We start from the raw sequence: 17701 nt of genomic DNA on the forward strand, positions 1-17701 counted from the left end.
AATGATTATTTTTGGAATTTTTCGATATACAAATTGCAATGACAACTGATATCCATACCCCCTCCCAGCCCGCCACGCTCGCCCAATTTCCCAGCCTGCAAGGCCGATCGGTCTTCGTCACGGGCGGGGGCAGCGGCATCGGCGCGGCCATCGTCGCGGCGTTCGCCGAACAGGGTGCGCGCGTGGCCTTCGTGGACGTGGCGCGCGAAGCCAGCGAAGCCCTGGCGCAGCAGATCGCCGACGCAGGCCACCTGCGCCCCTGGTGGCAGGCGTGCGACGTGCGCGACATCGCCGCGCTGCAAGACTCCATTGCCCGTGCAGCGGCAGCGTTGGGCGATTTCTCGGTACTGGTGAACAACGTGGCCAGCGACGACCGCCATACGCTGGAATCCGTGACGCCCGACTACTACGACGAGCGCATGGCCATCAACGAGCGCCCGGCCTTCTTCGCCATCCAGGCCGTGGTGCCCGGCATGCGCCGCCTGGGCGCGGGCTCGGTGGTCAACCTGGGCTCCACGGGCTGGCAGGGCAAGGGCGCAGGCTACCCCTGCTATGCCATTGCCAAGTCGTCGGTGAACGGGCTCACGCGGGGACTGGCGCGCACGCTTGGTCAAGACCGCATCCGCATCAACACCGTGTCGCCCGGCTGGGTGATGACCGAGCGCCAGATCAAGCTCTGGCTCGACGCTGAGGGAGAGAAGGAGCTGGCGCGCAACCAGTGCCTGCCCGACAAGCTGCGCCCGCACGACATCGCGCGCATGGTGCTGTTCCTGGCGTCGGACGATGCCGCCATGTGCACCGCGCAGGAATTCAAGGTCGACGCCGGCTGGGTTTGATCAATCCCCGGCTTCCAGCCGGCGCCCGTACTGCACCAGGCTGGTCTGCTTGAGGGCCTTCATCATCACCTTGGCGGCGGGCGAGAGCAGGCGGTCGGTGCGGGTGATGATGCCGAAGGCGTCCATGTGGCAGGGCATGGCCAGCGGCAGCACCGACACCATGCCGTGCGATGCGTAGTAGTGCGCCACATCGGCGCCGACCACGGCGATCATGTCGCTCTGCTGCAGCATGCGCGTCATGAACAGCAGGGCCGCGGTCTCCACCACGTTGACCGGCGGCGCCAGGCCCTCCTGCTGGAACATCAGGTCGAAGCGGTGCCGCAGCACGCTGCCCGCGGGCGGCACGATCCAGCCGGCAGCCAGCACATCGCGAAGGGCCAGGCCCGCCATGCCCGACAGCGGGTGGCCCGGCCGGGTCACCGCGCAGACCAGCTCCTCGCTCAGCGGCTCGTAGCGCAGGTTGGCCTTGTCGTGCTCCTCGAAAAGCCGGCCCACCAGGATGTCGAGCTTGCCCTGCTCGAGCCGGTCCATCAGCACCGGGCTGGTCTCGATATCGAGCGAGATGCGCAGGCTCGGGTGCTCCTGCTTGACCAGGGCCACGGCGGCCGGCAGCAGGCTCAGGCCCGGCGATGTGATGGCGCCGATGCCCACCTGGCCGAAATGGCCGGTCTTGAGGGCCGCCAGCTCCACATGCGCCTGGTTCAGGCTGGCCAGCGCCATGCGCGCATGGCGGATCATGGTCTCGCCGTACCAGGTGGGGCGCATGCCGCGCGGCAGGCGCTCGAACAGCGAGACCTCCAGCACGTCCTCCAGGTCCTTGAGCAGCTTGGACGCCGCCGGCTGGGTCATGCTGAGCACCTGGGCCGCACGGTGGATGTTGCCCTCCTCGGCCAGGGCCACCAGCAGCAGCAGCTGGCGCGTCTTCAGGCGTGCGCGGATGAACCAGTGGTTGTAGGTGCTCATGGGGTTTTCCAGAATGCGTGGACGTATATGTATTTTGTCAAAAAAACTATTAGATTGATATCTAAATCGATCTTAGACTTTGCCGCACATCTGCACCAAGGTTCTTTCCCAGGTCCCCATGAAACTCGGCGACACACAGCAGCTCACCCCCCGGCACCTCATCAATGGGCGCTGGGAGATCGGCACCACCACCGGCGTGAGCACCAATCCCTCCGACACCCGTGAAGTGGTGGCCGAGTACGCCCGGGCCGACCGCAACCAGACCGAGCGCGCCATCCGCGCCGCCGCCGACGCCCTGCCCCACTGGAGCCAGAGCAGCCCCCAGCGCCGCGCCGACGTGCTCGACCTGATCGGCAGCGAGCTGCTGGCGCGCAAGGATGCCCTGGGCACGCTGCTGGCCCGCGAGGAAGGCAAGACCCTGCCCGAGGCCGTGGCCGAGGTGGCCCGCGCCGGCCAGATCTTCAAGTTCTTTGCCGGCGAGGCGCTGCGCATCCCGGGCGAGCTCATGGCCTCGGTGCGCCAGGGCGTGCAGGTGGACGTGACCCGCGAGCCCGTGGGCGTGGTGGGCATCGTCGCGCCCTGGAACTTCCCGTTTGCCATCCCGGCCTGGAAGATCGCCCCCGCCCTGGCCTATGGCAACACGGTGGTGTTCAAGCCGGCCGAACTGGTGGCCGCCTGCGGCTGGGCCCTGGCCGAGATCATCAGCCGCTGCGGCCTGCCGGCCGGCGTGTTCAACCTGCTCATGGGCAGTGGCCGCGAGGTCGGGCAGACCCTGGTGGACCACCCGCTGGTGAATGCGATCAGCTTTACGGGATCGGTCGATACCGGAGAGCGCATCCTCAAGTCGGCCACCGCGCGCCGCGCCAAGGTGCAGCTGGAGATGGGCGGCAAGAACCCGCTGGTGGTGCTGGCCGACGCCGACATGGACCAGGCCATCGACTGCGCGCTGCAGGGCTCGTACTTCTCCACCGGCCAGCGCTGCACGGCTTCGAGCCGGTTGATCGTGGAATCGGGCGTGCACGATGCCTTCGTGGACCGGCTGCGCCAGCGGCTCGTGGCCCTGAAGGTGGGCCACGCGCTCGAACGCGGCACCGAGATGGGCCCGGTGGCCGATGCCGGCCAGCTGGAGCAGAACCTCTCTTATGTGGAGATCGCCCGGAGCGAGGGTGCCCAGCATGTCTGGGGCGGCGAGCGCCTGGAACGCGCCACGCCCGGCCACTACATGGCCCCCGCCCTGCTCCTGGCCCGGCCCGAGCACCGCATCGCCCGCGAGGAGATCTTCGGCCCCGTGGCCTGCGTGCTGCGCGCCGACGACTACGAGCATGCGCTGGCCCTGGCCAACGACACGCCCTATGGCCTGTGCGCAGGCATCTGCACCACTTCGCTCAAGCACGCCATGCATTTCAAGCGCAATGCCGTGGTCGGCATGACCATGGTCAACCTGCCCACGGCGGGGGTGGACTTCCACGTGCCCTTCGGCGGGCGCAAGGATTCGAGCCACGGCCCGCGCGAGCAGGGCCGCTACGCCGCCGAGTTCTACACCACGGTCAAGACCGGCTACATGCTGGCCTGAAACGCCCGCTTCCCTTTCCCCGCAGTGCATTTCTTTCTTCCACAACAGCGTCAACAACAGACAGACAGGAGACAAATGATGAAACTGAACCGCCGGACCCTCGTATCCGCCCTTGCCTGCGCCCCCGTGGCCGGGCTGCTCCCGGGCGCCGCCTGGGCCCAGAAACCCATCGTGCTGGGCTTCAGCCAGGTGGGTGCCGAAAGCGAGTGGCGCACCGCCAACACCGAGTCGATCAAGTCCGCCGCCAAGGAGGCGGGGATCGAGCTCAAGTTCTCCGACGCCCAGCAAAAGCAGGAGAACCAGATCAAGGCCATCCGCTCTTTCATCGCGCAGAAGGTGGACGTGATCGCCTTCTCGCCCGTGGTCGAGTCGGGCTGGGAGAACGTGCTGCGCGAAGCCAAGGCCGCCAAGATCCCCGTGGTGCTGACCGACCGCTCGGTCAACGTCAAGGACCAGTCGCTGTACGTGACCTTCATGGGCTCGGACTTCGTGGAAGAAGGCCGCAAGGCCGGCCGCTGGCTGGTCGACAAGATGAAGGACCAGAAGGGCGACGTCAACATCGTCGAGCTGCAGGGCACCGTGGGCTCGGCCCCGGCCATCGACCGCAAGAAGGGCTTCGAGGAAATTGTCAAGGCCGACCCCAAGTTCAAGATCCTGCGCTCGCAGACCGGTGACTTCACCCGCGCCAAGGGCAAGGAGGTGATGGAAGCCTTCCTCAAGGCCGAGGGCAAGAAGATCAACGTGCTCTACGCGCACAACGACGACATGGCCATCGGCGCGATCCAGGCCATCGAGGAGGCCGGCCTCAAGCCCGCCAAGGACATCACCATCATCTCCATCGACGCGGTCAAGGGCGCCTTCGAGGCCATGATCGCCGGCAAGCTGAACGTGAGTGTGGAATGCAGCCCCCTGCTGGGCCCGCAGCTGATGACCGCCGTGAAGGACATCAAGGCCGGCAAGGCGGTGCAAAAGCGCATCGTGACCGAGGAAGGCATCTTCCCGATGGAAGTGGCTGCCGCCGAGTTCCCGAAACGCAAGTACTGATGATGCCGCTGCTGCCGGCGCCAAGCCGGCAGCATGGCGGGAGGCCGGCCCGGGCCATCGCAGGCTTTGCTGGGGCCGGGAACAAAACCATAAAACCAGGAGACAAATCCATGAAACGCACCATCTTCAAGGCCGCACTGGCCACCGTGGCACTTGCCGCCATGGGCACCGCGCCGCTGGCGCTGGCCCAGGACAAGGGCAGCATCGGCATCTCCATGCCCACCAAGTCCTCGTCGCGCTGGATCGCCGATGGCGACAACATGGTCAAGGTGCTCAAGGAGCGCGGCTACAAGACCGATCTGCAGTACGCGGACGATGACATCCCCAACCAGCTCGCGCAGATCGAGAACATGATCACCAAGGGCGCCAAGGTGCTGGTGATCGCCTCCATCGACGGCACCACCCTCTCGCGCGTGCTGCAGAACGCGGCCGACAAGGGCGTCAAGGTCATCGCCTACGACCGCCTGATCAAGGGCTCGAAGAACGTGGACTACTACGCCACCTTCGACAACTTCCAGGTCGGCGTGCTGCAGGCCACTTCCATCGTCGACAAGCTGGGCCTGAAGCAGGGCAAGGGCCCGTTCAACATCGAGCTCTTCGGCGGCTCGCCCGACGACAACAACGCCTTCTTCTTCTACGACGGCGCCATGAGCGTGCTCAAGCCCTACATCGACAGCGGCAAGCTGGTGGTGCGCAGCAAGCAGATGGGCATGAACAAGGTGGGCACGCTGCGCTGGGACGGCTCGGTGGCGCAGGCGCGCATGGACAACCTGCTCTCGGCCTACTACGGCAAGGACAAGGTGCATGCCGTGCTCTCGCCCTACGACGGCCTGTCCATCGGCATCCTGTCCTCGCTCAAGGGCGTGGGCTACTGCACGGCCCAGCAGCCCTGCCCGGTGGTGAGCGGCCAGGACGCCGAGATCCCCTCGGTCAAGTCCATCCTCAAGGGCGAGCAGTTCTCCACCGTGTTCAAGGACACGCGCGAACTGGCCAAGGTCGCCGCCAACATGGTGGACGCCACACTCTCGGGCAAGCAGCCCGAGATCAACGACACCAAGACCTACAACAACGGCGAGAAGGTCGTGCCCTCCTACCTGCTCAAGCCGGTGTCGGTCGATGCCGCCAACTGGAATGCGGTGCTGGTGGGCAGCGGCTACTACAAGGAATCGCAGGTGAAATAAGCCAGGCCTGGCACCCCGAGGGCGGCAGCGCATCGCCCCCGGCGCCAGAGCACCGTGAGACAACAGAGGCCGTGACCCCCCGCCTCCTGCACGAACCCAGTCCATGATTCTTGAAATGCGGAACATCCGCAAAACCTTCCCCGGCGTGGTCGCACTCAACCAGGTGAACCTGAACGTGCGTGCCGGCGAGATCCACGCCATCGTCGGCGAGAACGGCGCGGGCAAGTCCACGCTGATGAAGGTGCTCTCGGGCGTCTACCCCCATGGCAGCTACAGCGGCGAGATCGTCTTCGAGGGCCAGGAGCGCCGCTTCGACGGCATCCGCGACAGCGAGCACCTGGGCGTGATCATCATCCACCAGGAACTGGCCCTGGTGCCCCTGCTCTCCATCGCCGAGAACATCTTCCTGGGCAACGAGACGGCGCGCCACGGGGTGATCGACTGGATGGCGGCCCACAGCAAGGCCCAGGCCCTGCTGAAAAAGGTGGGCCTCAAGGAATCGCCCGAGACCCTGGTCACCCACCTGGGCGTGGGCAAGCAGCAGCTGGTGGAGATTGCCAAGGCGCTGTCGCGCCAGGTGCGCCTCCTGATCCTGGACGAACCCACGGCCAGCCTCAACGAGAACGACAGCCAGGCCCTGCTGGACCTGCTGCTGGAGCTCAAGAAGCAGGGCATCACCTGCATCCTGATCTCGCACAAGCTCAACGAAATTTCGCGCGTGGCCGATGCCATCACCGTACTGCGCGACGGCAGCACGGTCGAGTCGCTCGACTGCCGCACCGGCCTGGTCAGCGAAGACCGCGTGATCAAGGCCATGGTGGGCCGCGAGATGGCCGACCGCTACCCGCCGCGCCAGCCCGACATCGGCGCCACCGTGTTCGAGGTGCGCAACTGGCGTGCCCACCACCCGCAGCATGCCGAGCGCGAGGTCATCAAGGGTGTCGACCTGCATGTTCGGCGCGGCGAGATCGTGGGCATCGCCGGCCTCATGGGCGCGGGCCGCACCGAGCTGGCGATGAGCATCTTCGGCAAATCCTGGGGCCAGCGCATCAGCGGCCAGGTGCTGCTGAACGGCCAGGAAATCGACGTGGGCACGGTGGAGAAGGCCGTGCGCCACGGCCTGGCCTATGTGACCGAGGACCGCAAGGGCAACGGCCTGGTGCTCAGTGAAGACATCCAGTTCAACGTCTCGCTGGCCAACCTCTCCGGCATCTCCACCGCCACGGTGATGGACCCCGGGCGCGAGCACCAGGTGGCGCAGGACTACCGGCGCCGGCTGCGCATCCGCTGCTCGGGCGTGGACCAGAAGACCGTGAACCTCTCGGGCGGCAACCAGCAGAAGGTGGTGCTGGGCAAGTGGCTGTTCACCAACCCCGAGGTGCTCATCCTCGACGAGCCCACGCGCGGCATCGACGTGGGCGCCAAGTACGAGATCTACACCCTGATCGCCCAGATGGCGGCCGAGGGCAAGTGCGTGATCGTGATCTCGTCGGAGATGCCCGAACTGCTGGGCATCACGGACCGCATCTACGTGATGAACGAAGGGCGCTTCGTCGCCGAGATGCCCACTTCTGACGCAAGCCAGGAAAAGATCATGCGCGCGATAGTGAAAGCCAGTTGACATGACCCCAATGACCCCCTCCTCCACCGCCACGCTCGCCAACTCCTCCGCGGAGGCGCCGGCCGGCAACGACAAGCCGCTGCTCGAACACCTCAAGCACAACTTCCGTGAATACGGCATGTTGATCACGCTGGTGGCCATCATGGGCTTCTTCCAGTACATGACCGACGGCACGCTGATGCAGCCGCTCAACCTCACCAACTTGCTGCTGCAGAACAGCTACATCGTCATCATGGCGCTGGGCATGCTGCTGGTGATCGTGGCAGGGCACATCGACCTCTCCGTGGGCTCGGTCTGCGGCTTCATCGGCGCGCTGGCCGCCGTGCTGATGGTGGAGTACCACTGGCATTTCCTGCCCGCATCGCTGGTGTGCCTGCTGTGCGGCGGCATCATCGGTGCACTGCAGGGCTGGTTCGTGGCCTTCTCGCGCATCCCGTCCTTCATCGTCACGCTGGCGGGCATGCTGGTGTTCAAGGGCCTGGCACTGGCGCTGCTGGCTGGGCAATCGGTGGGGCCTTTCCCCGCGGGCTTCCAGATGCTCAGCTCGGGCTTTCTGCCCGACCTGTTCAGTGTGGAGGGCTTGAAGCTCACCTCGCTGCTGCTGGGCGTGGCCGTGGCCGTCGCACTGGCCGTGGCCGGGGTGCGGGCGCGCGCCAACCGCCTCAGGCACGGCGTGCAGGCCGAGCCGCTGGCCTTCTTCGTGGCGCGAACGGCGGTGTTCGCGGCGCTGCTGGTCTACTTCTCGTACCTGCTGGCCTCGTACAAGGGCCTGCCCAACGTGCTGGTGGTCATGGCGCTGCTGATCGTGCTGTTCGACTTCGTCACCAGCCGCACCACCATTGGCCGCCGTATCTACGCCATGGGCGGCAACGAGAAGGCGGCCAAGCTTTCGGGCATCAAGACCGAGCGCCTGTCGTTCTATGCCTTCATCAACATGGGCGTGCTCGCCGCCCTGGCCGGCCTGGTCTTCGCCGCGCGGCTGAACACCGCCACGCCCAAGGCCGGCCTGGGGTTCGAGCTCGACGTGATCGCCGCCTGCTTCATCGGCGGGGCCTCGGCCTCGGGTGGCGTGGGCAAGGTCATGGGCGCGGTGATCGGCGCCTTCGTGATGGGGGTGATGAACAACGGCATGTCCATCCTGGGTATCGGCATCGATTACCAGCAGGTCATCAAGGGCGTGGTGCTGCTCGCCGCTGTGCTGGTCGACGTCTACAACAAGAACAAGGCCTGAAAGCCCATGGACGTGACCACCGATCACACCCTTGCTCCCGTGCTGCAGCTCACGGGCATCCACAAGCAGTTTGCGGGCATCCCTGTGCTGCGCGACGTGCAGCTGAACCTGTACCCGGGCGAGATCCACGCCCTCATGGGGCAGAACGGCGCGGGCAAGTCCACGCTGATCAAGGTGCTCACCGGCGTGCTCGAAGCCAGCGGCGGCCAGATGCGCCTGGCCGGTCAGGCCGTGTGGCCCGATTCGCCGTTGGCCGCCCAGCGCCTGGGCATCAGCACGGTGTACCAGGAGGTCAACCTCTGCCCCAACCTGTCGGTGGCCGAGAACATCTTTGCCGGCCGCTACCCACGCTGCGGCATCGCCCAGGGCTTTCGCATCGACTGGGCCACGCTGCACCAGCGTGCGCGCGAACTGGTGGCGCGCATCGGCCTGTCCATCGACGTCACGCGCCTGCTCTCGGACTACCCGGTGGCCGTGCAGCAGCTGGTGGCCATTGCCCGGGCGTTGAGCATCGAGGCCAAGGTGCTGATCCTGGACGAGCCCACCTCCAGCCTCGACGACGACGAGGTGCAAAAACTCTTCGAGGTGCTGCGCCGCCTGCGCGGCGAGGGCCTGGCCATCGTCTTCGTGACCCATTTCCTGAACCAGGTGTATGCCGTGTCGGACCGCATCACGGTGCTGCGCAACGGCGCCTGGGTGGGCGAATGGGCTGCGGCCGACCTGCCGGCGCAGGCGCTGATCAATGCCATGCTGGGGCGCGAGCTGGCCGCGCAGTCCACCGAGCCACCTGTTTCGCCGCAGTTCGATGGTGCGAGCACCGCCCTGCTGCAGGCCGAAGGCCTGGGCCAGAGCGGCCAGTTGCAGCCCCTGGACCTGAAGGTGCGGGCCGGCGAGGTGGTGGGCCTGGCTGGCCTGCTGGGCTCGGGCCGTACCGAGCTGGCGCGCCTGCTCTTCGGCCTGCAGGCGCCCGACCGCGGCGTGCTGCGCATCGATGGCAAGGTGGTGGCCTTCGCCAACCCCATGGACGCGATCCGCGAGGGCCTGGCCCTGTGCCCCGAGGAGCGCAAGACCGATGGCATCGTGGCCGAGCTCTCGGTGCGCGAGAACATCGCCCTGGCACTGCAGGCGCGCATGGGCATGGGCCGCTTTCTGTCGCGTGCCGAACAGACGGCGATCGCCGAGCGCTACGTCAAGCTGCTGGGCATCAAGACCAGCAGCGTGGACACGCCCATCGCGCTGCTTTCGGGTGGCAACCAGCAAAAGGCGATCCTGGCGCGCTGGATGGCCATCGAGCCGCGCCTGTTGATCCTGGACGAGCCCACGCGCGGCATCGACGTGGCCGCCAAGCAGGAAATCATGGAACAGATCCTGCGCCTGGCCGAGGCCGGAATGGCCGTGGTCTTCATCTCCTCCGAAATGAGCGAGGTGGTGCGCGTGGCGCACCGCATCGTGGTGCTGCGTGACCGCCGCAAGGTCGGCGAGCTGCCTGCCGGCAGCAGCGAAGAAGCCGTGTACGAACTGATTGCCGCCGAAAATGCCTGACGCACCCACCCCTTCCCTGTTTGCCGCCGCGCTGCGCCACCGGCTCACCTGGCCGCTGGTCACGCTGGCCCTGCTGCTGGCCGTGAACACGGCGTTCAACGCCAGCTTCCTGCACATCGAGTGGCGCGACGGCCACTTCTACGGCAGCCTGGTCGACATCCTCAACCGCGCGGCACCGCTGGCGCTGGTGTCGCTGGGCATGACCATGGTGATCGCCACGCGCGGCATCGACATCTCGGTGGGTGCGGTGGTGGCCATTGCCGCCGCCGTGGGTGCCTGGATGATCGGCGGCTCGGTCTCGGGCACCGAAAGCCGCTTTCCCCTGCCGCTGGCAATGGCCGGCGCCATCGGCGCGGCACTGCTGTGCGGGCTGTGGAACGGCCTGCTGGTGGCCAAGGTGGGCATGCAGCCCATCATCGCCACGCTGATCCTTATGGTGGCGGGCCGGGGCATCGCCCAGCTGATCACCGACGGGCAGATCATCACCATCTACTACGCGCCCTTCTTCTTCCTGGGCGGGGGCTACCTGCTGGGCCTGCCGTTTTCGCTGTTCGTGCTGGCCGCCGTGTTTGCCGGCCTGTACCTGGCGGTCACGCGCACGGCGCTGGGCCTGTTCATCCAGGCCGTGGGCATCAACCCGACGGCGGCGCGCGTGGCCGGCGTGCAGTCGCGCCGCCTGGTCGTCGCGGCCTATGCCTTCTGCGGCGTGTGCGCGGGCATCGCAGGCCTGCTGATCAGCTCCAACGTGAAGAGCGCGGACGCCAACAACGCCGGCCAGATGCTGGAGCTCGACGCCATCCTGGCCGTCACGCTGGGCGGCACGGCACTGACCGGCGGGCGCTTCAGCCTGGTGGGCAGCGTGATCGGCGCGCTCATCATCCAGACGCTGACCTATGCCATCTATTCGCTGGGCGTGCCGCCCGAAATCAACCTGGTGGTCAAGGCCGTGGTGGTGTTCATCGTGATGCTGCTGCAGTCGCCCGACTTCCGCACCCAGGTGGGTGCCCTGGTGCGCCGCCCCGCGGCCGGGGGAGCGCTGTCATGAGCGGCGCACACAGCCCTACCCTGGACGTGGCCCCTGCCACAGCTGCGCCGACACAACACTCTGCCCCCACCCGCATGCGCCTGAACCCCAAGTACCTGCCGCTGGCGGCCACCATCGCGCTGTTCCTGGCCATGGCCACGGCAGGCTCGGTGCTCTACACCGGCTTCTTCTCGGCCCAGGTGTTCCTCAACCTGCTGATCGACAACGCCTTTCTGATCATCGTCGCGGTGGGCATGACCTTCGTGATCCTCTCGGGCGGCATCGACCTGTCGGTGGGTTCGGTGGTGGCACTGACCACCATGGTGCTGGCCAGCCTGGTGGAGCACCACCACTGGAGCCCGCTCACCGCCATCCCGCTGGTGCTGCTCATGGGCACGGTGTTCGGGGCCTTCATGGGCTTTCTGATCGAGCGCTTTCGGCTGCAGCCCTTCATCGTGACGCTGGCCGGCATGTTCCTCGCGCGCGGCCTGTGCTACCTGATCAGCATCGACTCGATCAGCATGGCCGACGAGGCGTATTCCGAGATGGCGCAGTGGCGCCTGGAACTGTGGGACGGCGCGTCGCTCTCGCTGGGCGCACTGATCGCCATGGCGGTGCTGCTGGCCGCCATCTTCGTCGCGCACTGCACGCCGTTCGGCCGCAACGTGTATGCCGTGGGCGGCAACGAGCACTCGGCGGTGCTCATGGGCCTGCCGGTGCGCGCCACGGTGATCGGCGTGTACACGCTCTCGGGCTTCTGCTCGGCACTGGCCGGCGTGGTGTTCACCTTCTACATGCTCTCGGGCTACGGCCTGCATGCCACGGGCATGGAGCTCGATGCCATCGCCGCCGTGGTCATCGGCGGCACCCTGCTCACGGGCGGCGTGGGCTACGTGGCCGGCACGCTGTTCGGCGTGCTGATGCTCGGAATCATCCAGACCCTGATTTCCTTCGACGGCACGCTCAGCTCGTGGTGGACGCGCATCGTCGTCGGCGTGCTGCTCTTCGTCTTCTGCCTGCTGCAGCGCCTGCTCACGCACCGCAGCGGCAAGCCTTCCTGAATTCCACGAATCACCTCTCCCAAAACCACAACAGCATGACCTCCTCCCCGCGCAAGCTCCGCTCCGCCGAATGGTTCGGCACCGCCGACAAGAACGGCTTCATGTACCGCAGCTGGATGAAGAACCAGGGCATCCCGGACCACGAGTTCGATGGCCGCCCCATCATCGGCATCTGCAACACCTGGTCCGAGCTCACGCCCTGCAACGCCCATTTCCGCAAGATCGCCGAGCACGTCAAGCGCGGCATCTACGAGGCGGGGGGCTTTCCGGTCGAGTTCCCGGTGTTCTCCAACGGCGAATCCAACCTGCGCCCCACGGCCATGCTCACGCGCAACCTGGCCAGCATGGACGTGGAGGAAGCCATCCGCGGCAACCCCATCGACGCGGTGGTGCTGCTCGTCGGCTGCGACAAGACCACCCCGGCCCTGCTGATGGGCGCGGCCAGTTGCGACGTGCCGGCCATCGTGGTCACGGGCGGGCCCATGCTCAACGGCAAGCTCGACGGCAAGGACATCGGCTCGGGAACGGCCGTGTGGCGACTGCATGAGTCGCTGAAGGCGGGCGAGATCAACGAGCACCAGTTCTTCGCGGCCGAAGCCGGCATGTCGCGCTCGGCCGGCACCTGCAACACCATGGGCACGGCCAGCACCATGGCATGCATGGCCGAGTCGCTGGGCACCTCGCTGCCGCACAACGCGGCCATCCCGGCCGTGGACTCGCGCCGCTATGTGCTGGCCCACATGTCGGGCCGGCGCATCGTGGAGATGGCGCACGAAGGGCTCACGCTCTCCAAGATCCTCACGCGCGAGGCCTTCGAGAACGCCATCCGCACCAATGCCGCCATCGGCGGATCGACCAACGCGGTGATCCACCTGAAGGCGATTGCCGGCCGCATCGGCGTGCAGCTGGACCTGGAGGACTGGACGCGCATCGGCCGCGGCACGCCCACCCTGGTGGACCTGCAGCCCTCGGGCCGCTTCCTGATGGAAGAGTTCTACTATGCCGGTGGCCTGCCCGCCGTGCTGCGCCGCCTGGGGGAGAACGGGCTGCTGCCGCACCCCGACGCCCTCACCGTCAACGGCAAGAGCCTGTGGGACAACGTGCGCGAGGCGCCGCAGTACAACGACGAGGTGATTCGCCCTATCGACAACCCGCTGATCGCCGATGGCGGCATCTGCATCCTGCGCGGCAACCTGTCGCCGCGCGGCGCGGTGCTCAAGCCCTCGGCCGCCTCGCCCGAGCTGCTCAAGCACCGGGGCCGCGCCGTGGTGTTCGAGAACCTGGAGCACTACAAGGAACGCATCGTCGACGAGGACCTGGACATCGACGCCAGCTGCGTGATGGTGATGAAGAACTGCGGCCCCAAGGGCTACCCCGGCATGGCCGAGGTGGGCAACATGGGCCTGCCGCCCAAGCTGCTGCGCCAGGGCGTGAAAGACATGGTGCGCATCTCCGACGCGCGCATGAGCGGCACCGCCTACGGCACGGTGGTGCTGCACGTGGCGCCCGAGGCCGCCGCGGGCGGCCCGCTGGCCGCCGTGCGCGACGGCGACTACATCGAGCTCGACTGTGAGCAGGGCCGCCTGCACCTCGACATCAGCGACGAGGAACTGGCCGCGCGCCTGGCCGCGCTCTCCAACACCGACATGGGCGGGCGCGGTGGCTACCAGCGCCTGTATGTGGACCACGTGCTGCAGGCCGACGATGGCTGCGACTTCGACTTCCTCGTCGGCTGCCGGGGTTCCGCCGTACCACGCCACTCGCACTGAACCTTGACCCGTAGACCCATGCCAACAACGACATCCCCCCAGTCCCCTCGCTACCGCGGCATCTTCCCCGTGGTACCGACCACCTTCCACGAAGACGGCACCCTCGACCTGGCCAGCCAGAAGCGCTGTCTCGACTTCATGATCGATGCCGGCGTGGACGGCCTGTGCATCCTGGCCAATTTTTCCGAGCAGTTCTCGCTGTCCGACGCCGAGCGCGAGACCCTGACCCGCGTGTCGCTCGAACATGTGGCCGGCCGCGTGCCCGTGATCGTCACCACCACCCACTACGGCACGCGCGTGTGCGCCGAGCGCAGCCGCGCCGCACAGGACATGGGCGCCGCCATGGTGATGGTCATGCCGCCCTACCACGGCGCCACCTTCCGCGTGCCCGAGGCGCAGATTTACGAGTTCTATGCCCGCGTGTCGGATGCCATCGCCATTCCCATCATGGTGCAGGACGCGCCGGCCAGCGGCACGGTGCTGTCGGCCCCGTTCCTGGCGCGCATGGCGCAGGAGATCGAACAGCTGGCCTACTTCAAGATCGAGGTGCCGGGCGCCGCCAGCAAGCTGCGCGAGCTGATCCGACTGGGCGGCGCAGCCATCGAGGGGCCCTGGGATGGCGAGGAGGCCATCACCCTGCTGGCCGACCTCGATGCCGGCGCCACGGGCGCGATGACGGGTGGCGGCTTTCCCGATGGCATACGCCCCATCCTCGAGGCGCACCGCCAGGGCGATGCCGACCAGGCCTTCGCGCTGTACCAGCGCTGGCTGCCGCTCATCAACCACGAGAACCGCCAGGGCGGCATCCTCACCGCCAAGGCGCTGATGAAGGAAGGCGGCGTGATCGCCTGCGAGGCCGGGCGTCACCCCTTTCCGGCCATGCACCCCGAAGTGCGCCGGGGCCTGATCGATATCGCACGGCGCCTGGACCCGCTGGTGCTGCGTTGGGCCAGGTAATCCACAGATGACGAACGACACCACTCTTCCCCACGGCACGGCCGCCCTGATCGGGCTGGACTGGGGCACCAGTTCGCTGCGCGCCTTCCGCTTCGATGCCGTGGGCCAGGTGCAGCAGATGCGCCACCGGCCCTGGGGCATCATGAACCTGCCGGCCGCAGCCGATGGCCAGGCCCATGCCACGCCGGCCGCCGCCTTCGAGCACGCCTTCGACGATGTCTGCGGCGATTGGCTGCAGGCCCAGCCCGGCATCCCCGTGCTGGCCTGCGGCATGGTGGGCAGCGCCCAGGGCTGGCGCGAGGCCACCTACCTCGAATCGCCCACCTCGCTGGACCACCTGGCGCGCGGGCTCACGGTGGTGGCGCACAGCGCCGGCCCGCGCGTGCACATCGTACCCGGCCTGCTCCAGCGCGGCGAGCTGCCCAATGTGATGCGTGGCGAAGAAACCCAAGTACTGGGCGTGATGGCGACCTCGGCCCTGCGGGACGATGCCACCGTACTGATCGGCCTGCCGGGCACGCACAGCAAGTGGGTGCTGGCGCGCCGGCGCTCCATCGCGCAGTTCCACACCTTCATGACCGGGGAGGTGTTCGCGGCCTTGCGCGGCCACACCATCCTGGGCCGCACCATGCAGGCGGCCGAGGCGGCCGAGGCGCCCGACGACGCGGCGTTCGCGCGCGGCCTGCAGGTGGCACGTTCGGCCGATGCCTCGCTGGGCCTGCTCTCGCACATCTTCAGCACGCGCACTCTGGGTCTCACGGGCGCGCTGCCCGGCACGGCCCAGGCCGACTACCTGTCGGGCCTGCTCATCGGCCACGAGGTGGCCGCGCTGGCGGCCCAGCAGGCGCCGGGTACCCCGCCCGCGCACGTAGTGCTCTGCGGCGAGCCCGACCTGTGCCGGCGCTATGCCCTGGCGCTCGCGGCGTACGGCCTGCCTGCCCCCGAAATGGCCGACAACGCCACCGCGCGCGGCCTGTGGCAGATCGCCACGGCCGCTGCACTGGTGGCCCCTACCGACCCACGCAGCACGGAGGCTGCACGATGACTCTTTCCTCTTCTTCAGAACCCTTGGCCAACGCCATGCGCCACTGCGGCCTGGTCGCCATCCTGCGCGGTGTGCAACCCGGCGAGGTAGTGGCCATCGGCCAGTCGCTGTACGCGGCTGGCTTTCGCACCATCGAGGTACCGCTCAACTCGCCCGAGCCGCTGGCCAGCATCCGCGCCCTGCGCGACGCCCTGCCGGCCGATGCGCTGATCGGCGCCGGCACCGTGATCCGCCCCGAGGACTGCGCCGCCGTGGCTGCGGCCGGCGGGCAGATCGTGGTCATGCCGCACAGCGATGCGGCGGTGATCCGCGCCGCCAAGGCGGCGGGCATGGCCTGCGCACCGGGCGTGGCCACGCTGACCGAGGCCTATGCCGCGCTGGCGGCCGGGGCCGATGCGCTCAAGCTCTTTCCGGCCGAGGCGCTGGCGCCCGCCGTGCTCAAGGCCTGGCGCGCCGTGCTGCGCCCGCCGGTGGCGCTGCTGCCCGTGGGTGGTATCACGCCCGACGGCATCGCCGCCTACGCCCAGGCCGGTGCCAGCGGCTTCGGCCTGGGCTCGGCCCTGTACAAGCCCGGCGACAGCGCCGCCGACGTGGCGCGCCATGCGGCTGCGTTCATGCAGGCCTGGCGTGCGTCCTACCCCGCCCCCTGACCGATTCGATTGCCCTCTCTCCCTTTTCCGACGAGCTGCTCCCATGAAGATCACCCGACTGACCACGTTCCTGGTGCCACCACGCTGGTGCTTTCTGAAAATCGAAACCGACGAGGGCATCGTCGGCTGGGGCGAACCGGTGCTCGAAGGCCGGGCCCACACCGTGGCCGCCGCCATCGAGGAGCTGGGCGACTACCTGATCGGCAAGGACCCGCGCCACATCGAGGACCACTGGACGGTGCTCTACCGCGGCGGCTTCTACCGCGGCGGCGGCATCCACATGAGCGCGCTGGCCGGCATCGACCAGGCGCTGTGGGACATCAAGGGCAAGGCGCTCGGCGTGCCGGTTTCCGAGCTGCTGGGCGGCTGTGTGCGCGACCGCATCAAGGTCTACAGCTGGATCGGCGGTGACCGGCCGAGCGAGACCGCCGCAGCGGCCAAGGCCGCCGTGGACCGCGGCTTCACCGCCGTGAAGATGAACGGCACCGAGGAGATGCAGTACGTGGACAGCTTCGACAAGGTCGAGAAATGCCTGAAGAACGTGGCCGCCGTGCGCGAGGCGGTGGGGCCCAACGTGGGTATCGGCGTGGATTTCCACGGCCGGGTGCACAAGCCCATGGCCAAGGTGCTGTTCAAGGAGCTCGACCCCTACCGGCTGATGTTCATCGAGGAGCCGGTGCTCAGCGAGCACTACGAGGCGCTCAAGGAGCTGGCCCACCTGTCCTCCACCCCCATCGCACTGGGCGAGCGGCTGTACTCGCGCTGGGATTTCAAGCGCGTGCTGTCCGAGGGCTATGTGGACATCATCCAGCCCGACCCCTCGCACTCGGGTGGCATCACCGAGACGCGCAAGATCGCCTCCATGGCCGAGGCCTACGACGTGGCCCTGGCCCTGCACTGCCCGCTGGGGCCGATTGCGCTGGCGGCCAATCTGCAGCTTGACGGCGTCTGCTACAACGCCTTCATCCAGGAGCAGAGCCTGGGGATCCACTACAACGCCAGCAACGACCTGCTCGACTACGTGTCCAACGGCGAGGTGTTCGCGTACCAGGACGGCATGGTGGCCATCCCCCAGGGCCCTGGCCTGGGCATCGAGGTCAACGAGGCCTATGTGCGCGAGCGCGCCTCCGAAGGCCACCGCTGGCGCAACCCGGTCTGGCGCCACAAGGACGGGAGTTTCGCGGAGTGGTAGAAGCCCGGGGAT

Annotated in this window: 15 protein-coding genes; 14 read left to right on the forward strand and 1 reads right to left on the reverse strand. The window is 67.6% G+C overall.

All coding sequences use genetic code 11. The annotated features are described in order from the left end of the window. The first annotated feature begins 38 nt into the window (after positions 1–38). Entirely contained in the window at positions 39–836 is a 798-nt protein-coding gene (locus AC07PA_RS13515; protein ID WP_494608121.1) for an SDR family NAD(P)-dependent oxidoreductase, read from the forward strand. On the opposite strand, the gene AC07PA_RS13520 is transcribed toward AC07PA_RS13515, so the two are convergent. Beyond that, on the reverse strand, positions 837–1799 hold the full coding sequence (locus AC07PA_RS13520) for a LysR family transcriptional regulator (protein WP_007858090.1): 963 nt from the start codon (positions 1797–1799) through the stop codon (positions 837–839). It abuts the gene before it with no gap. 118 nt (positions 1800–1917) lie between these two features. Between AC07PA_RS13520 and AC07PA_RS13525 the strand changes: the two genes are divergently transcribed. The 13 genes from AC07PA_RS13525 to dgoD all read left to right on the forward strand — a co-directional run bounded on the left by AC07PA_RS13525 (position 1918) and on the right by dgoD (position 17689). Beyond that, on the forward strand, positions 1918–3372 hold the full coding sequence (locus AC07PA_RS13525; protein WP_494608123.1) for an aldehyde dehydrogenase family protein: 1455 nt from the start codon (positions 1918–1920) through the stop codon (positions 3370–3372). A 78-nt stretch (positions 3373–3450) separates the two neighbouring features. Continuing rightward, the gene (locus AC07PA_RS13530) at positions 3451–4416 is read left to right on the forward strand and encodes an ABC transporter substrate-binding protein (protein ID WP_007858094.1); all 966 of its coding nucleotides are present in this window, start codon (positions 3451–3453) and stop codon (positions 4414–4416) included. Between the two features lie 110 nt (positions 4417–4526). Beyond that, positions 4527–5597, forward strand: coding sequence for a multiple monosaccharide ABC transporter substrate-binding protein (gene chvE / locus AC07PA_RS13535; protein ID WP_007858097.1), 1071 nt, complete (start codon positions 4527–4529; stop codon positions 5595–5597). A 103-nt stretch (positions 5598–5700) separates the two neighbouring features. Further along, positions 5701–7218 (forward strand): multiple monosaccharide ABC transporter ATP-binding protein, encoded by a 1518-nt coding sequence (mmsA, locus tag AC07PA_RS13540; RefSeq protein WP_007858100.1) that lies wholly within the window; start codon positions 5701–5703, stop codon positions 7216–7218. A 1-nt stretch (position 7219) separates the two neighbouring features. Next, positions 7220–8449 (forward strand): multiple monosaccharide ABC transporter permease, encoded by a 1230-nt coding sequence (gene mmsB / locus AC07PA_RS13545; protein WP_494608126.1) that lies wholly within the window; start codon positions 7220–7222, stop codon positions 8447–8449. Between the two features lie 6 nt (positions 8450–8455). Then, entirely contained in the window at positions 8456–9991 is a 1536-nt protein-coding gene (locus tag AC07PA_RS13550; protein WP_007858075.1) for a sugar ABC transporter ATP-binding protein, read from the forward strand. Next, complete coding sequence (locus AC07PA_RS13555) at positions 9984–11036, forward strand: ABC transporter permease (RefSeq protein WP_007858073.1); 1053 nt, start codon at positions 9984–9986, stop codon at positions 11034–11036. Before AC07PA_RS13550 ends, AC07PA_RS13555 begins: the two co-directional genes overlap by 8 nt. Continuing rightward, on the forward strand, positions 11033–12076 hold the full coding sequence (gene yjfF / locus AC07PA_RS13560) for a galactofuranose ABC transporter, permease protein YjfF (RefSeq protein ID WP_007858072.1): 1044 nt from the start codon (positions 11033–11035) through the stop codon (positions 12074–12076). Before AC07PA_RS13555 ends, yjfF begins: the two co-directional genes overlap by 4 nt. A gap of 35 nt (positions 12077–12111) precedes the next feature. Next, the gene (locus AC07PA_RS13565; RefSeq protein WP_494608129.1) at positions 12112–13845 is read left to right on the forward strand and encodes an IlvD/Edd family dehydratase; all 1734 of its coding nucleotides are present in this window, start codon (positions 12112–12114) and stop codon (positions 13843–13845) included. A gap of 18 nt (positions 13846–13863) precedes the next feature. Continuing rightward, positions 13864–14802, forward strand: coding sequence for a dihydrodipicolinate synthase family protein (locus tag AC07PA_RS13570; RefSeq protein ID WP_494608131.1), 939 nt, complete (start codon positions 13864–13866; stop codon positions 14800–14802). Between the two features lie 7 nt (positions 14803–14809). Then, entirely contained in the window at positions 14810–15847 is a 1038-nt protein-coding gene (locus AC07PA_RS13575; protein ID WP_494608133.1) for a 2-dehydro-3-deoxygalactonokinase, read from the forward strand. Further along, positions 15844–16497 carry a 2-dehydro-3-deoxy-6-phosphogalactonate aldolase gene (locus AC07PA_RS13580; protein ID WP_494608135.1) on the forward strand — a complete coding sequence of 218 codons (654 nt, stop codon included), beginning with the start codon at positions 15844–15846 and terminating at the stop codon, positions 16495–16497. The genes AC07PA_RS13575 and AC07PA_RS13580 overlap by 4 nt, the downstream gene beginning before the upstream one ends. A gap of 43 nt (positions 16498–16540) precedes the next feature. Further along, positions 16541–17689 carry a galactonate dehydratase gene (gene dgoD, locus AC07PA_RS13585; protein WP_494608137.1) on the forward strand — a complete coding sequence of 383 codons (1149 nt, stop codon included), beginning with the start codon at positions 16541–16543 and terminating at the stop codon, positions 17687–17689. The last annotated feature ends 12 nt before the right edge of the window (positions 17690–17701 follow it).

Source organism: Acidovorax sp. GW821-FHT09B03 (assembly GCF_059418305.1).

Coding starts and splice junctions, on each gene's coding strand:
- AC07PA_RS13555 (WP_007858073.1), top strand. CDS start 9,984: ATGCCTGACGCACCCACCCCTTCCCTGTTTGCCGCCGCGCTGCGCCAC.
- dgoD (WP_494608137.1), top strand. CDS start 16,541: ATGAAGATCACCCGACTGACCACGTTCCTGGTGCCACCACGCTGGTGC.
- AC07PA_RS13550 (WP_007858075.1), top strand. CDS start 8,456: ATGGACGTGACCACCGATCACACCCTTGCTCCCGTGCTGCAGCTCACG.
- AC07PA_RS13530 (WP_007858094.1), top strand. CDS start 3,451: ATGAAACTGAACCGCCGGACCCTCGTATCCGCCCTTGCCTGCGCCCCC.
- AC07PA_RS13570 (WP_494608131.1), top strand. CDS start 13,864: ATGCCAACAACGACATCCCCCCAGTCCCCTCGCTACCGCGGCATCTTC.
- AC07PA_RS13575 (WP_494608133.1), top strand. CDS start 14,810: ATGACGAACGACACCACTCTTCCCCACGGCACGGCCGCCCTGATCGGG.
- AC07PA_RS13515 (WP_494608121.1), top strand. CDS start 39: ATGACAACTGATATCCATACCCCCTCCCAGCCCGCCACGCTCGCCCAA.
- AC07PA_RS13565 (WP_494608129.1), top strand. CDS start 12,112: ATGACCTCCTCCCCGCGCAAGCTCCGCTCCGCCGAATGGTTCGGCACC.
- AC07PA_RS13580 (WP_494608135.1), top strand. CDS start 15,844: ATGACTCTTTCCTCTTCTTCAGAACCCTTGGCCAACGCCATGCGCCAC.
- yjfF (WP_007858072.1), top strand. CDS start 11,033: ATGAGCGGCGCACACAGCCCTACCCTGGACGTGGCCCCTGCCACAGCT.
- mmsA (WP_007858100.1), top strand. CDS start 5,701: ATGATTCTTGAAATGCGGAACATCCGCAAAACCTTCCCCGGCGTGGTC.
- mmsB (WP_494608126.1), top strand. CDS start 7,220: ATGACCCCAATGACCCCCTCCTCCACCGCCACGCTCGCCAACTCCTCC.
- AC07PA_RS13520 (WP_007858090.1), bottom strand. CDS start 1,799: ATGAGCACCTACAACCACTGGTTCATCCGCGCACGCCTGAAGACGCGC.
- chvE (WP_007858097.1), top strand. CDS start 4,527: ATGAAACGCACCATCTTCAAGGCCGCACTGGCCACCGTGGCACTTGCC.
- AC07PA_RS13525 (WP_494608123.1), top strand. CDS start 1,918: ATGAAACTCGGCGACACACAGCAGCTCACCCCCCGGCACCTCATCAAT.